We start from the raw sequence: 15,433 nt of genomic DNA, 5'->3' as shown, positions 1-15,433 counted from the left end.
GAGAGCGGTGGCCATTTGTCACCCCGGCACCTGGCCTCGCCATTAAATATTAACGATTTATGCGGCTTCTGGCTCTTGAGCTCGTTGCCTGCTAAATACCTGCAGGGGGATCTGTCTACTCAAGAACATCATCCATCTTTCGGACGATGCAGCGGAGGATTCTTGATCAAAGTCCTGCAAATCCTAGAGAAAACACAGCAGCCCACCCTGGTGGAGCGACATCGCCATGCGGATGTGGTTACGGGAGATGGGCTGCTGACACGCGCGTTTCGAGCAAAGTTCGGACGCAAGAAAATTCGACGGACACCTTTCATCTATGACCAAGCGTTTGAGGATTTGAATCCGGATGACCGTGCGCTATGGGATGACAAGAGATACTTCATTAAAGTGTTCGGATTTGCCTCTCTGTTTCCCTCGTCAGGTAAATCCTCCATGGGGCAATGGCATACCTCGATCGACAAGCCAAGATTCTGCCCGGTCATTGTCTCCAGTAGGATGATAGGCGGAGTGTCGACATTCGAGTTTTCGTTATTGACGGCGCTGTCAAAGTCGGAGCCTCTCGTTCGGCCGCTTTGCATTTACGGGGATCCGCGGGATTGGCTGACCGTGTCGGCAGACGAGGCCTTTGCGCGGTTATTCAAATGGCAAGTAGGTGATCCGGATCTGGTCCTCCCTGCATAAGCCAGTCGGTACGAATGATAAAAGCGACCGTCGGCGGCTCAGCAATGACAAAGTGCGCATTCGGATCCGTGTCAGGACGGTAACGCTGCACTTTCGTTTCCGATCATTTCTCTGATGCGCATCTCCAGCTCAGCGATATTGAAGGGCTTGGTCAGCACTTGCATCCCCTCGTCCAAGTGCCCGGCGCCCACGGCTGCGTTGGCGGCATAGCCAGTGACGAATAGAACCTTCAACGCCGGCCTAACGACACGTCCAGCATCGGCAACCTGCCGGCCGTTGAGCCCACCCGGAAGTCCCACATCGGTAATGAGCAGATCGATCCGCTCCTCTGATTGCAGTAGTTTGACTCCAGCCGGGCCGTTCGGGGCCTCCAATACGCGATAACCGGCATCGCTAAGAACGTCGGCGACGAGTTGCCGGATTGCGATTTCATCCTCGACGACCAATATCGTCTCGCCTGGTAGCGCCTTGCCGGCGTCAACATTGCCCGCCTCCTGCTCGGTAGCTGCTACGTCTCCCAGGTATCGCGGCAGGTAGAGGCACATCGTCGTGCCCTTGCCCACTTCGGAGTAGATGCGCACCTGTCCGCCGGATTGCCTCACGAAACCGTAGATCATCGACAGTCCAAGCCCTGTGCCCTGACCGATGGGCTTGGTGGTGAAGAACGGATCGAAGACACGCGCAATCACTTCTGGCGGCATGCCGATGCCGGTGTCGGTTACGCAAATTGAGACGTATTCGCCCTCCGGTAGATCCTGGTCGGCTGCGGCGCGTGCATCAAGCCGCTCGTTGCTAGTCTCGATCGTTAGCAGCCCACCATCGGGCATGGCGTCGCGTGCGTTGATGCCCAGATTAAGAAGCGCATTCTCCAACTGCGGAGCATCTACGAGCACTGGCCACAGGCCTGGGATCGAGACGACCTTGACCTCGAACTCAGGTCCGAGCGTATGGTCGATCATCTCCTCCATGCTCGCGATCAGTCTGTCGACATCGGTCGGGATTGGGGCCAGGGTCTGCCGGCGCGAGAAGGCGAGAAGCCGTTGGGTCAATGCCGCGGCCCGGTTGGCGCCAGTCTGCGCCATTGCGATATAGCGGTCGAGCTTGCCGTATTCGCCCTTGGCAACCTTCGCCGCGAGGATCTCCAGACCGCCGGTGACGGCCGTCAGAAGATTGTTGAAATCATGTGCCAGGCCTCCGGTCAACTGGCCCACCGCCTCCATCTTCTGCGATTGCCGCAGCGACTCCTCGGCTTGCATCAGTTCGGCAGTACGTGTGGCTATTCGGGTTTCAAGCGTGTTGCTGAGGGTGCGCAGCTCAGCCGTGGCCCGGTCACGCTCCGCTTCAAGGCTCACGCGTTCATCGACATCGATGATGAAGCCGGGAAAGTTGGTGGATTTGCCGGCGGCATCGAATTCGACACGGCCGTTGGCTTCGATCCAGTAGTAGTTGCCGTCCGCACGCCTGACCCGATACTGCCGCGCGTAAGCGCCGCCGCGCTCTATCGTCTGGGCGATCGCTGCGTTCAGCCCAGGTCTGTCCTCGGGGTGCACGTGAACGAGCACCGCGTCGATCGGCAACCCCGTCTGCGCTGAACTGAGGTCGTGACCGAACGCAAACGCGAACCCCTCGTCAAACGTGAAAAAGTCATCCTCAAAGTTCCAGTTCCAAGTGCCAATGATGGCACCAGCAGCGAGTGCGGCCTGCACGTGCTTGTTGGTCTGCTGACTTTCCTTGAGAATGATCGCTTGTTCGACCTCTAGCGTGACGTCACGCGCCGAACCGTAGACTTTTCCTTCATCCGGGACGGCGACCCAGGCGAGCCACCGCCAACCGCCATCTTTGTGACGATAGCGATTTCGAAAGTGCAGCACAGGCAATCGACGTTCGCTGGCATCCGCCCAGGCCTTTTGCGTGTTGACCAGATCCTGAGGGTGCACGAACCTGAGAAAGTCCGATTGGGTCAGCTCCTTCTCAGACCAGCCAAGCGTGGCTGTCCAGGCCGGATTTACCGATTCGAAGCATCCATTGCCGCCGATGACGACCAGAAGGTCAGGACTGACCTGCCAAGTCCGCCCGCGTGCAAATGAGCGCTCCAGCACTTTGCGTTCCAGGTCTGCATTGAGCTCGCGCAGCGCAGCGATGGCGTGTTCTCGCTCTGCTTCGACAGCACGCCGCTCCTCGACGTCAATCAAAACGCCAGGAAAGCGCAGCGGGGTACCGTCCGGACTATGCTCGACGTGGCCGTTGGCCTCCAGCCAATGATATCGGCCATTGCGGCGACGGACACGGTACTGGTGAGCGTAACGCCCCCCTTTGCTGATTGCATGGTTGATGGCCGCTGCCAGGCCGGCCTGATCGTCCGGGTGAACCGTGGCGACGATCTGGGCGAGCGGAATGCCCTCCCGGCCGAGGGCCGGATCAAGCCCGAAAGCAGTGGCAAAAGCCTCGTCCACGGTGAATTGGTCAGTGGACAAGTTCCAGAACCACGTGCCGATGATCGCTCCGGCCGCAAGTGTCAGTTGCACGCGCTCAGCGTCGGTTTTTGCGACAGCAACCTGCGAACGCAGCCGATCCTCGCTCAAGGCCAACGCGGCCTGTTCCTGGTCGAGGCGACGCTGAAGCAGGACCCGGCTACTTGTTTCGGGGGTAATGTTGAGGACCGCAGCGATGCTGCCATCCTCATCGCGCAAAGGAGACAATGAGTAGTTGAACCAGGCGGTTTCCGTTCCGCCGCCTTCCAACCGTGCCATGACGAAGGGTGCATCCTCGTGGTAGACCGGTTCCCCTCTCGCCCGCACGCCATCGAACTGAGGTTGAAGCTCCTCCCAGATTTCTGCCCAAACCACGGCCCCCGGAAGACCAAGCGCTGCAGGGTGCTTGGCCGCCAGAATCCTGCGATAGGCATCGTTGTAGATCAGCGCGTAATGTGGGCCCGACCACAAGCAGATTGGAAATGGTGAGTCGAACATCGTCCGCACCATCGTGCGGACCGCTGGCGACCAGTCGGTCGTCGGTCCCAAAGGACCCTGCGACCAGTCCAGTTCACGTGCGACTGCGCGCACCTCGCCAGGACCTGCGAACAGGGCCACAGCATCCAGAGAAGCGTGGCTATCAGTTGGATTATCTTCGCTCGCCACGCTTACCTGCACCCCGGACTTGATGGCTGTTGTCTGCGTCTGAAAGACGACAGTTCCCCGCCCAAATTGTCTCAGACGCCGGGCGGCGGCGGGCAGATAATTTCTTGCCAGCTAGTTGATCGGGCGTCGACTTGCGGACACCTTTGCCAGAACCCTTGCCAGCTCCTCGAGCGAGTAGGGTTTTTGCAGAAGCTCGAACTCGTGGCGGTCCTGTTCGGCAAGGACGTTGCTATACCCGCTGGTCAGCACGACAGGGAGGTGCGGCATCCGGCGGTGGATCTCCTGGCCGAGTTCGATACCGGACATACCCGGCATCACTACGTCTGAAAACACCAGGTCGAAGCCGGCTCCATCGCTCCCGAGCTCGACAAGCGCGCTTGCGGCATCGACCGCCAACTGCGTCCTGTAGCCAAGCTCTGCGAGGGCCCGGGTCGCGAAGGATCCCACTTCGCTATTGTCCTCAACAACGAGGATAAAGGCGCCCTTGGGCAGCGGCGAAACCGCTTCCGGCACTAGCGTGGACTGCAACTCGTCCTCATGGGCCTTGGGGAGATAGAGGGTGAAGGTGGTGCCCCGTCCTACCGTGCTGCGCACGAGGATGTCGCCGCTGGATTGCTTGGCGAAGCCGAACACTTGGCTCAGACCCAGGCCGGTGCCATGCCCCACGCCCTTGGTGGTGTAGAACGGTTCGAAGATGCGCTCAATCTGGTCGTCCGCAATGCCAATGCCCGTATCGGTGATCGAAACGGCAATGAATTGTCCGGGGACGACCGGATGCGTGCGGTGCGGCGGTATCGCGTTTGCTGCGCGAACGTCGATGGTCAGCGTGCCTGTGCCGGACATGGCATCGCGCGCGTTGACCGCCATGTTGACGATGGCAGTGTCGAACTGGCTTCGATCAACTCTGACGAGAGAGGGACCGGAGTCCATCTCGATCTCGACCGCCACACGCGAGCCGGTCAATGTCCCGAGCATTTCTCGCAGGGTTTCGATGCTGGCCCCGGCATCGAATGTCTCGGGTTTCAACGCCTGGCGGCGGGCGAAGGAGAGCAACTGGCTGGTCAGCCGGGCGGCCCGATCGGCGGTATCGGAGATGGCGTCGAGGTAGCGGGTACGCTTCTCTGGCGCCAGGCCGGGTCGACGCAGAAGATCGATTGACCCTCTGATCACCGTCAGCAGGTTGTTGAAGTCGTGCGCCACGCCGCCGGTGAGCTGGCCTACCGCTTCGACTTTCTGGCTCTGACGCAGTCGGTCTTCGGCTTCAAGGAGCGCGGCATCACGCTGCTTCTGCTCGGTCACGTCCCGCGCAACGCAGTAGAGGCGATCGGCGACCGCGACGGCAGACCAGGACAGCGACCGGTAGTCGCCATCGATTGTCCGAAAGCGGTTCTCGAAGAACATCGTCGGATTGCCATCCGCAATATTGCCGATCTCTTGCCGTGTTTTCGAACGATCATCGGGATGCTCCAGCCATTCCGAGGTCTTGCCGACGAACGCCTTTTCGGGCCAGCCAAGGATGTCGCACCAGGCAGGATTGACGCTAAGCCAGACCCCGTCCGTATCGGCAACGCCCAGCATGTCCCGGCTGACCTGCCACACCCGGTCGCGCTCATGAGTGCGCTGCTCGACCTGTTGCTGCAACGTCTCTGCCAACACATGGAGCGCCTGTTCGGCCCGGCGACGTTCCACTGCGACCCGAGTACGCTCGGCGACATCGCGGACGATCGCGATCTCGTGCGGCGTCCAGGTGTGAGGCGTTGGGCAGTTCAGAAACAGCATGGCGACGAACTGGCCGCGCTCCATGACCGGCAGGTTGAGAAGCGATCCCACCCCTACTGCCTTCAAGGCGTCTGCGCTTGCGGCGGTGGCCCTGTCGGTGGCCGTATCATTGATCGCGACGAGGTTGCCCTTCTTCAGTTCGTCGACAAAGCTGCCGAAGTCACGGTAGCGGTGCGTGCCGACGAGGGAGATGACATTCTTTGCGTTCCAGTCACGCTCGATCTTGATGGTTTCAGCTTGCTCATCGACGTCGCCGTAGCCGGCGCGGCTCGCGCCAAGCATCTCTCCCAACACCTGCGCGGCAGCAAACGCGATTTCGCCAGGATCGCTCAGGTCGCGGATGCGCTCGTCCAGCGCCAACAAGGTGTCGCGTCTCGCATTGTCCTTGCGACGGTCGGTCACCTCGAAGCATAGGCAACCGAACCGATCGTGGCCAAGCGGAAAGCTGCGACCCTCGAACCAACGCGACCAGACACCGACCTCGCGTACGAAAGCTGCCGGTTCGCCCGTATCGACAACGTTGGCGAACTCGTCTATCCACGCATTTTCGACACCCGGGATGACGTCACGGACGGTTCGACCGAAGACCTGCTCACGCGTCGCGCCAACCATGCGTTCCCACGCCGGATTGACCTCGAGATAGCGCCAGTCAACTACCTGGCCTTGGACGTCACGCACTACCTCGCCGATCATCAGTGCTTCCACGAGACGATCGAAGGTGCTACGCCACTTGGCTTCGCTGGCGTGGACCTGTTCGGTGACCAGCCGGGCGCTTGTTTGATCGCGCAGAATCTTCAAGAAGCCGATGTGGCGCGCATCCGCGTAGAGGGGCGTCAATCTGCCGCTCGCCCAAAAGCGCGACCCATCGGCACGCATGTGCCAGCGCTCATCCTCGGCACTGCTGTGAGCGATCGCCGTAGCCATTTCAACCTCGGGACGATTCTGGGCTCTGTCCTCGGGAGTGAAAATGCGGTCGATGGTCTGACCCACCATATCAGTCTCGCTCCAGCCCAGGACGTTTTCGGCTCCGCTATTCCAGTCGGTGATGCGGGCATCCAGATCGGTCGCGATGATCGCAAAGTCAGTGGCACTGTCGAGAATGGCCGCATGGCGAACAGCAGGGGGCAATGGCATGGAGATTCGTGTCGTCTTGAAATGTGTGGTCATGCCATGAACGGCGTGCTGAGCGAAACGCCGCCGTCGCGGCGTCGTACGATCCTGAGCATATCGCGACCCTGGTGGTCAGCACGTCATCGAGACGATCTCCCCGGGCCGACGCCTGCGGCGCCTCGCTAGCCATCCCCGGGGGAAGCACAGTGTCCAGGACCTCCGCCAGGTAGAAGGCGCCTCAGGCAGGCTGTCCGAGGTCGGTCGTCTGAACCGGGGCGTCGCCCGAGGCGGGTGTCCGCCTCAATAGCGAGATGTCGCCTCGCTCGGTGCTACGACGATGATGCGTGGTTGCCATAGGGTGTCACGGAAGGCTGCTTGGTTCTGGGCGCCATTCACCCCTCTGCATCGTGCAAGCCAGACGACCTGAGCAAAAACAACGGGTCTTCAGCAGGGTCGGCTCGGCGAGACGCTCAAGCAGTTCGCTCGGTGTCTGCCCGTCCGGAGAAAGGGGCTGGGTCCTGAGCCGAAATGGCTTCTGCTGAACCGCTCATCTGCAAGATTGCACGCTTGAGTGCATGGTCTGCCTTGTCGAATTGGTCCAGATCGTTGAACCAACTCGCGCCCCATTTGGAGTTGATCCCACATGCAGCGAGAGACACTCGGATACGACGCGCGACGGAAAGCAATCCCGCTTCACTGATACCAGGCAAATAGATGGCGAAACTTCCGGGCGTTACATGCGCGAGCCCATCTTGTGGGCGCGTTGCGGCCTGAAGGATGCCTGCAGCCGTCTCGATTTCGCTTTTTGCGGCAACGTGATTCCCTGCGCTGCCTGGATTCATGCTGAAAAGCAGGATGCCACCTGGCTCGTTTCGATTTTTCCTTGCTGCGCTATGCACCAATTCCCTAAACGCGCTGAAATCATGCAGGCCAGTCAGCTGGTCCGCCGTTTTCGCAGAAGGTGTGTCAGTAGTTGGCTGATCCTCCGAGAGGTGCTGCGCCCATGCGCCGACAAGCACTCTGCCAAAGGTTTCCGCCAGCGGCAGGAACTTGCTCAGTTCGTTGTCTGCTATGTGCTTGTCGATACCGCAGAGCATTCCTTCCATCTGGCCGGGGATTCTGACCGGCACTCCGAGGTAGCTTGCAATGCCAAGGCCAAGCGCGGCTGGAGCCTGAGCAAGATGGTCGACCTTTTTTAGATCTTCGGCGCATTGCGGCCCGCCCATTACGATCATTTGCCGACACACCGACTCCGACCAAGTAAGGAACTGATCTACTTTCAACCCGAACGCAGAATCCGTGCAGGCACGGATGATCCAGTGATCGTTCTTGATCTCTGCAAAGATCCAGGTCTTGAGCGGGGTGAGTTCCGCTAGGCGCACGAGCAACTCGTCCAACGTTTCGCTTACCGAAGTGAACGGAAGTTGGGTTTTGAGGGAACCGGGCATCGGATTGCTCCTTGGGTTCTCCTTTTAGCGGCAGGTAGAGACTGGTCTGAAGACACAGTGCGCATGTGCAGTTCGCGACGCGCGCCATGTGTTCCACGTGCGCGTCGTTGGTATTGGCGCTGAACTTCAGGTCACACGCTCTGAAGAAATGGCCGTAATAGCGCAGGCCCTATGCGCGCCGACAAACGATCGGCTCAATCCCTATTATCTAAGCTTAGCCTGAGGCAGCGCACGGCGCTGCCTCAGGCATGTTCTCGCTGTAGCGAGCTCAAGAGGAGGTCAGTCGCTTCGCGACTATAACTGGGCAGTGCTTGTTGTCATGATTACAGGACGCGTGTGGCCCTTCGGCGCGTGGCAACAGTCAAGGTGTCTTGGCACATAGTGGCCGCCCTTCGGCATCGTGCAGCGCTTCGCTGCGAATCTGTCCATCTGCAGCGACGCCTTGATAAACGGCGCATTGCTTTGCATCCCATTCAATACGCGCATCTCTGTAACGTAGTCTCGCGTCCGTCTTCTCAAACGCTACGCTCTCGGCGCTCGGCAGTGCATCGTTACCATAAGCGCGTTGTTTGGGCTGCTCTGTATGGGCACAGCTTGCGCATAGGGCTGCCAGGGAAAAGAAAAGGACACGTCGCATGGTGATCCTCAGAAGTGAAAGTCGTTTGACCATCGCACAATTCGGGTTGATGACCAATGAAGAAGGGGGACCATGCGCACTGCAGTGCAGAGCGCCAGTCGACTCGCCCGCTGTTTATACGCGGCGGCTGGTCGGCTGGACTGATGTTGCCGTGTCGCCCCAGGCACTTCACTGTGGTGCGCTAGCAGCGAGGAACAGGGATGCCCGCTCTGTGGCACGCAGGCTCCGCGGTGGAGGAATTGGCAGTCCATAGGCCTGACGAGACAGGTCTATGGACCGGCTCCTGACGCAGCCGGACAACCGCGGCTTCTCCAGCAGCTTGCGCTCGCAGGCCTTGCAAAGACACCGCCTGCGAGCGGCGCAGCTTGGCTTTGCGTCGCGATGCGAAACAATCAGCGGTCGGCGCTGTTCACCTCGTGCCAAGTCTGACGACGCTGGCAAAGTCCTGCACAGTTGTCATCTGGTGCTAGAGCGTAGAGGTAGCCAGCGACAATCACGTCTGTCATAATCGAGAATCAATCTCATCTTCGGGTCAGCCACGTGGTTTGGAGCCGCCCTTGCTTCCAAGGGTTCTTCATGGCTGTCGACCACTCATTGCTTGCCTCGCTTTACCGCGATCATCAGCCTTGGCTGCAGCGCTGGGTCAGTGGCCGGGTTGGGTCCCGAGAGGTTGCGCAAGACCTGACGCAGGATGCGTTCACTCGCTTGCTCGGTGGGCGTGACCTCTGCAGACTGAAAGAGCCACGCGCGTTCCTGACGACGGTGGCCAAGGGCCTCATGGCCAACTGGTTCCGTCGCCAATCGTTGGAACGCGCCTACTTGGAAAGCTTGGCTGCGGTTCCCGTTGCAATCGTGCCCTCTGAAGAGGAGCGAGCGATCGTCTGCGAGGCGCTTTGCCTCATTGATGCAATGCTCGACGGGTTACCTGTGCCCGTGCGCCAAGTCTTTCTGCTGGCACAGTTTGACGACCTTGGGTATGACGAGATTGGCTGCAAGCTTGATCTGTCGCTGAGCACCGTCAAGCGACATATGAAGCGTGCTTGGCTCGCATGTTTGGCCTATGCGCCCTGACGACACCAAGTCCCCAACGCCCCTTGATGCCCGCGTGCTTGAACAAGCCGCCGAATGGGTCGTGCGATTGGGCGAACACGGTGGAGCTCAAGACCAAGCGGCGTGTGTGCATTGGCAGCAGCAGCACCCCGATAACGCGCGGGCATGGCGAAGGGTTGAAGAACTCTTAGGGACCATCACGGCGGTCCCACCTTCGATTGCAAGGCCCGTGTTGGATCGTCCCAAGCGCCCGAGTCGTCGCTTGGCCATGAAGCACCTGGGCGCCTGGCTACTCGCTGCCCCGACTGGGTGGCTTGCCTTGCAGCTTTGGGAACAATCGAACTGGGATCAACGCTTCAGGACGGGGACTGGGGAGCGGCAGCACCGGCAACTCTCAGATGGAAGCCAGATAGAGCTCGATACCGCAACTTCGCTGGACGTGGCATATGGTGCGAAGCACCGCTTGCTGCGCCTGCAACACGGTCAGGTGCTGATCACGACCGCGCCAGACGCCACGCCCTCCCCGAGACCCTTTCGGGTTGCCACACCCCATGGATGGATGCAGGCATTGGGCACCCGTTTCAATGTGCGCGTTGGAGAGCATCGAACCCATGTGGCGGTGTTCGACGGGGCGGTGCGCATTGAGCTTGGAGCGAACACGCGCTCGTTCTGTCGGGTGGATGCGGGCTTCGCGGTTTGGTTTGACCGCAATCGCTGCGGCGTCGCTCCGAAGCCAACCGAGCAAGTGACAGGGTGGTCAAAGGGCCTGTTGGTCGTCAATGCAGAGCCACTCGGGCAGACGCTTGAAGAGCTTGGTCGCTATCGGCATGGCGTGCTGCGCTGTGATCCGTCTGTGGCGCATCTCTTGGTGTCAGGCGTGTTTCCACTGGCTCACATCGACCAGAGCCTCGACATGATCGCCCAGACCCATGGCTTGACCATTCAGCGCCGAGCCAACGGCTGGTGGACGACGGTCGTCCCAAAATAAAAGAAAGCAGTCGCCGTGACCCTTTTTTCAATTTCGCGGGGCAAGTGAAGGAACCCCCATTTTGAGCGCTGTCATGCGTCGTTCTTGCCGTCCCCTACGGATCCGTCTTTTAGTTCTGGCCCTGGCTACCGTCTCCAGCTCGGCGTTTGCCCAGGCAACACCCACTCGATTGCCTGAAGGTCCGCTGGGCGCAACGCTTACCGCGTTTGCCACCGGGCGCGGGATCGCACTGTCCTTCGATCCCGACTTGACCAAGGGGCTCACGGCGCCATCGCTCGATGGCAATGTGACCGATCGTGAAGGCCTGGAGCGCCTGCTATCTGGCTCAGGTCTGCGCTTGCTTGCACGCGCCAATGGAAGCTACACACTGCTTCGCGCGCCTGCTGCGAGCAGCGGGATCATTCCACTGTCGCCTTTGCGCATCGGAGCGCAGCGCACGTTCCCTTACTCGGAGGGGGTTGCACTGGATCAGGGCTACATCGACGCAGCGCCCCGGGGGGAGGCTGATCTCGCCACGCTGTTGCGCATCAACCCCTCAGTTCAGTTCAGCGACACCGCCAGAAGCTCGCGCAATGCCGGCGAAATCCGCCCGGCAGATTTCAGCATCAACGGTGCGCCGTTTTACCAGAACCTGTTCCTGATCGATGGCATCAGCTTCAACAACGACATCGACCCGGTCTTCGATAACCCTGACCACTATGCCGATGTGCCCAGCCAGTCGCAGGGCATCGCGGTTGACACCGATCTGCTCGAAGGCGTGACCGTCTACGACAGCAACGTGCCGGCGGCCTTCGGCAACTTCACCGGCGGGGTGGTGGACGCCCAAACCCGTAAGGCAGGCGATCGTTTACACGGCAAGGTCTGGTTCCGCATGGCGCGTTCGGTGTGGAATGACATCATCGTCCCCGAGGGGCAAGAGCAGGATTTCGAGCAGTCTGCAACCAGCGATTTCCAGCCCGAGTTCGACAAGTTCAAATTCGGGGCGCGACTGGAAGGGCGGACCGAGGGCGGTATTGGGCTGATTGGAACCGTTACGCAGACACGCTCGGAAATCCCTCTTCGAGGCTATGCCTCGGGGGATGAGAGCAGCAGCGATGCCAACAGCAAAACGCAAACCCGGCAGAACACAGCGGCGTCCTTGTCGGCCGATTGGAAAAGCGACAGTGGCATTGAGCTCGGTGCAAGCATCACCTATGCGCCAACCGATGATCGCTACTTCATCCAAAGCGCCAAGAACTCGTGGTTCGATCTGAAATCTGGTGGTCCTGTTGTCGCGCTGCGTGCCAATGTCGAGCGCGGGGCCTGGATGATGCGCAATACCTTGAGTTACAGCGATCTGGAAAGCTCCCGGCGAAGCCAGGTCGACTACTGGAAGTCCTGGGCCAAGTCACGGGAATTCGATTGGGGCGTCAACAACAGTAGCCGGGAAGGAAGCTGGGGCAATGTCGATCAGCATGATCGCAAGGTGGGCTATCAAGCCCAGTTCGATCGGGAGCCCATTGCCTGGGGAGCGACCGAACACACTATGCAGCTGGGCGTGTCCTTCCAGCATCGAGAGGCAAACTACGAGCGCCTCGATGACCACTACAACTACCTGCAACCCTATGCCACCACAAGCTGCACCAGTAGCAATGGCGCAGTGGACACGGATAGCTGCTCGCTGTCACCGGTCCTGACCTCTGTCACCGGAACGGTTGTCGCCGGGCGTGGTCAATACTTTCGCCGGCAAGCCACCTATCAAGCAGGAGAGTTCAAGGTCAGCGGGCAGGCTTATGCTGTGTGGTTACAGGACGACGTGCGCCTTGGAAACGTGAGTCTTCGTGGTGGTGTGCGTCTGGACCAAGACAGCATTTGGGGCAAGACCACGCTCTCTCCACGGTTAGCCGCGTCCTGGGATGTATTCGGCGACAAGACCACGATCCTGACGGGTGGGCTCAACCGCTACTACGGACGCAACTTCTTCAGTTACCTGCTTCGCGAGGGTCGTGAGCGCCTGACCCTGGTCAAGACACGCACGAGTGTGCGCGCGGCATGGGAGAGTATCGAGGGCGCATCTGCTGGTTCGACCAACCGGCTGAGCGATGTCGACATCCCGTATACCAATGAATGGACCATCGGACTGGATCAACGTTGGAAAGGACTGGATCTGAGTCTGAAGTATGTCAGTCGTGATAACCGCGATGAGGTGCTGCGGCAATCGGTTCGAAGTAACGATTCATCGGGCGCATTCACCAGCAATGTTTACGAGTATGTGAACAACGGGCGTAGCCGAAGCGATGTCTACACGCTGAGCGTGAGCCCTGAAAACAGCCTGGTGTGGGGTCTAAGTCGGACGCAGGTGCAGTTTGCCTTCGACTACACCGACACCCGGCGAAATTACAGCAACTACCAAACCAGCTGGAGCGATGAGAGCGACCAGTTGGTGCTCTATAAAGGCAACCGGGTTTGGCTCTACGATCTGCCGGCGACCGACTTCGCGCGCAAGTGGACAGCACGCCTGTCAACGCAGTCGCGCGTGGATATCGGGCCAGGCGAGCTTCTCTGGAGCAATTTTTTGCGATATCGCGATGGGTTTCGCGATATCGTGCAGCAAGGAAGTGAAGACGTTGGTGGAGAGGTCTATGACGTCTATCGCGATGTGAGCTATCCACGTGCCTTCACCGTGGACACCACACTCGAATACAGCTTCCGCTTGCCATCCGAGCAGCAGCTCTATGTGCGTGTGGAAGCCATGAATGTGCTCAATCGCATCAACAAGGTTGCTGGCACAACATCGTCATCGTCTTACTTTGAGCAAGGGCGCAGCTACTGGCTGGAAGCGGGGTATCGGTTTTAATGAAGGAGGGTCAGTCAATGCGGTTGGGTGGTTGAGAGGTGGCACGCGCTGAGTCGCGATGTTGGCGTTGGTGGCTGATGCTGGCCGCCTGCTGTGTTCCGGGCCCTGCCGTGCCGGAGAGGACGAACAAACTCGTTCCTAGGGACTGCCGGGCAACGCTCGCCTTGTCATCCAACAGCGTGGACGTTGCGTGTCTGCGCCTGGCTTACGCAGGGCCGCAAGCGTCGTGGCCGAAGCCTGGTATCTCCGAAGGCGCGGTATGGCAAGAACTCGCTCCCTTACCTGCGAAAGCGCCGACACCTGCTGACAACCCAACAACCGTGCAGAAAATTGCTCTTGGAAGGAAACTCTTCGAAGACCCGCGACTATCGAGCTCAGGACAGATCGCGTGCGCAAGCTGCCACGATCCAGAGCTTGGATGGGGAGATGGGCGCAGTGTGTCCTTCGGCCACGATCGGCAACAAGGACGCCGCAACGCGCCAAGTGTGGTCATGTCTGGTTTCGCCGAGTCACTCTTCTGGGATGGACGTGCCGGCTCGTTGGAGGAGCAGATCCGCCACCCCATCGAGGACGGGAAGGAAATGGCGTTCTCGTCTCCTGCCATGGTGGAACGGCTCAATCGAAGCGAAGATTACCCCGGCGAGTTCGGGGATGTATTTGGCTCATCACGCATCACGGAGACGGACATTGCTCAGGCGCTGGCCGCCTTCGAGCGAAGCCTGGTGCCTCGCGCCAATCGCTACGACCGATTTCTACAAGGGCAACGGGAGCTGTTGACCGATCAGCAGCTGTGGGGCTTGCATCTTTTCAGAACCAAAGCGCGCTGCATGAATTGCCATAGCGGGCCCACGCTTGCGGACAACCGCTTCCACAATCTTGGGCTTCATTTCTATGGGCGCCCGCGCCAGGATCTGGGCCGATATGAGGTCACTCAGGATGTTCACGACAGTGGAAAGTTCCGCACGCCATCACTGCGCAATGTGCGGAAGACAGGGCCTTACATGCATACAGGCGGGTTCACGGATCTGCGCAGTGTTGTCAACGCCTACAACGCAGGCATGCCAAGACCAAAGCCTAAAGGGGAGCAGGTCGATGATCCACTCTTCCCAAAACCTGATCCCTTACTGCGGCCCCTTGGCCTAGAAAAAGAAGAGCGCGACGCGATCGTGGCGTTCTTGGAAACGCTTTGAAGGCCTGCTGCTATTGCAAGAAAAATTCTACGGGCACTTCCAGTTCCACCGGGTCGGGCAAAGTGTGGGGCGGGCGAGGAAACGGCTGCGCTCGAGCAAAGGTGCCTAGCGCTTCATCATCGAGCACCAAGTAGCCGCTTCCCAGGTGTACCCGTGCGGCAAGCACCCGGCCTTGATGATTGACCAGAGCACGCACGAAGACGACACCCTCTTGCCGATGTGCCTTGGCGGTAGTCGGATAGCGCCGAAACCGCTGCAAGCGCTCCAGGACGCGCCCCTCCCAATTTGGGTCTGTCATTCCGGCGGCAGGCCCTGGCGGGGCTGGGGACGAGTCTGGAGCAGTGGCGTGAGACAGAGCATCGTCTTGCCCCGGTGACGCTGCCATTGAATGTTCGACAACATCGGACAGCGGCATCGGGCCAATGCGGGGTAATGAGGCGGGCGTGGGCTGCCGTGTCGGACGCTCGACAATGGGTGCTTCTAAGCGAGGTTGGGACCAAGAAATGCTTTGTGACTGTTGTGGAACGTGGTCGGGTGACTGGACCGGTGCGATCAGGGTGGGTGGCGCGGCTGCAGG

The 15,433-nt window shown here is 59.8% G+C and carries 9 protein-coding genes and 1 pseudogene; 6 read left to right on the top strand and 4 right to left on the bottom strand.

The genetic code is table 11. The features are described from left to right. The first annotated feature begins 162 nt into the window (after window positions 1-162). Entirely contained in the window at window positions 163-681 is a 519-nt protein-coding gene (locus tag XarjCFBP7645_RS02685) for a hypothetical protein (protein ID WP_104536131.1), read from the top strand. Between the two features lie 71 nt (window positions 682-752). Here XarjCFBP7645_RS02685 and XarjCFBP7645_RS02680 read toward each other — a convergent pair whose 3' ends face one another. The 3 genes from XarjCFBP7645_RS02680 to XarjCFBP7645_RS02670 all read right to left on the bottom strand — a co-directional run bounded on the left by XarjCFBP7645_RS02680 (window position 753) and on the right by XarjCFBP7645_RS02670 (window position 8,155). Further along, the gene (locus XarjCFBP7645_RS02680; RefSeq protein ID WP_219842083.1) at window positions 753-3,818 is read right to left on the bottom strand and encodes a PAS domain-containing hybrid sensor histidine kinase/response regulator; all 3,066 of its coding nucleotides are present in this window, start codon (window positions 3,816-3,818) and stop codon (window positions 753-755) included. Window positions 3,819-3,929: 111 nt separating this feature from the next. Then, window positions 3,930-6,764: a PAS domain S-box protein gene (locus XarjCFBP7645_RS02675; RefSeq protein WP_104536130.1), complete on the bottom strand. Its 2,835-nt coding sequence runs from the start codon at window positions 6,762-6,764 to the stop codon at window positions 3,930-3,932. Between the two features lie 413 nt (window positions 6,765-7,177). Continuing rightward, entirely contained in the window at window positions 7,178-8,155 is a 978-nt protein-coding gene (locus tag XarjCFBP7645_RS02670) for a sensor domain-containing diguanylate cyclase (RefSeq protein ID WP_181126155.1), read from the bottom strand. A 1,213-nt stretch (window positions 8,156-9,368) separates the two neighbouring features. Here XarjCFBP7645_RS02670 and XarjCFBP7645_RS02665 point away from each other — a divergent pair. The 5 genes and pseudogenes from XarjCFBP7645_RS02665 to XarjCFBP7645_RS02650 all read left to right on the top strand — a co-directional run bounded on the left by XarjCFBP7645_RS02665 (window position 9,369) and on the right by XarjCFBP7645_RS02650 (window position 14,856). Further along, the gene (locus tag XarjCFBP7645_RS02665; RefSeq protein ID WP_104536129.1) at window positions 9,369-9,863 is read left to right on the top strand and encodes a sigma-70 family RNA polymerase sigma factor; all 495 of its coding nucleotides are present in this window, start codon (window positions 9,369-9,371) and stop codon (window positions 9,861-9,863) included. Next, a pseudogene (locus XarjCFBP7645_RS22160) lies at window positions 9,853-10,017 on the top strand (FecR/PupR family sigma factor regulator); the annotation flags it as partial. The gene XarjCFBP7645_RS02665 and the pseudogene XarjCFBP7645_RS22160, both read left to right, overlap by 11 nt. Window positions 10,018-10,110: 93 nt before the next feature. After that, window positions 10,111-10,830, top strand: coding sequence for a FecR family protein (locus XarjCFBP7645_RS02660; protein WP_258079492.1), 720 nt, complete (start codon window positions 10,111-10,113; stop codon window positions 10,828-10,830). 73 nt (window positions 10,831-10,903) lie between these two features. Further along, window positions 10,904-13,666, top strand: coding sequence for a secretin and TonB N-terminal domain-containing protein (locus XarjCFBP7645_RS02655; RefSeq protein WP_104536127.1), 2,763 nt, complete (start codon window positions 10,904-10,906; stop codon window positions 13,664-13,666). Between the two features lie 77 nt (window positions 13,667-13,743). After that, entirely contained in the window at window positions 13,744-14,856 is a 1,113-nt protein-coding gene (locus tag XarjCFBP7645_RS02650; protein ID WP_104536126.1) for a cytochrome-c peroxidase, read from the top strand. 10 nt (window positions 14,857-14,866) lie between these two features. On the opposite strand, the gene XarjCFBP7645_RS22155 is transcribed toward XarjCFBP7645_RS02650, so the two are convergent. Next, window positions 14,867-15,154 carry an energy transducer TonB gene (locus XarjCFBP7645_RS22155; RefSeq protein ID WP_181126152.1) on the bottom strand — a complete coding sequence of 96 codons (288 nt, stop codon included), beginning with the start codon at window positions 15,152-15,154 and terminating at the stop codon, window positions 14,867-14,869. Window positions 15,155-15,433: the final 279 nt, after the last annotated feature.

Source organism: Xanthomonas arboricola, from assembly GCF_002940665.1.
Lineage (GTDB): Bacteria > Pseudomonadota > Gammaproteobacteria > Xanthomonadales > Xanthomonadaceae > Xanthomonas > Xanthomonas arboricola_B.
Note: the sequence above shows the minus strand (reverse complement) of the source record. Positions and strands in the feature narration are given on the sequence as shown.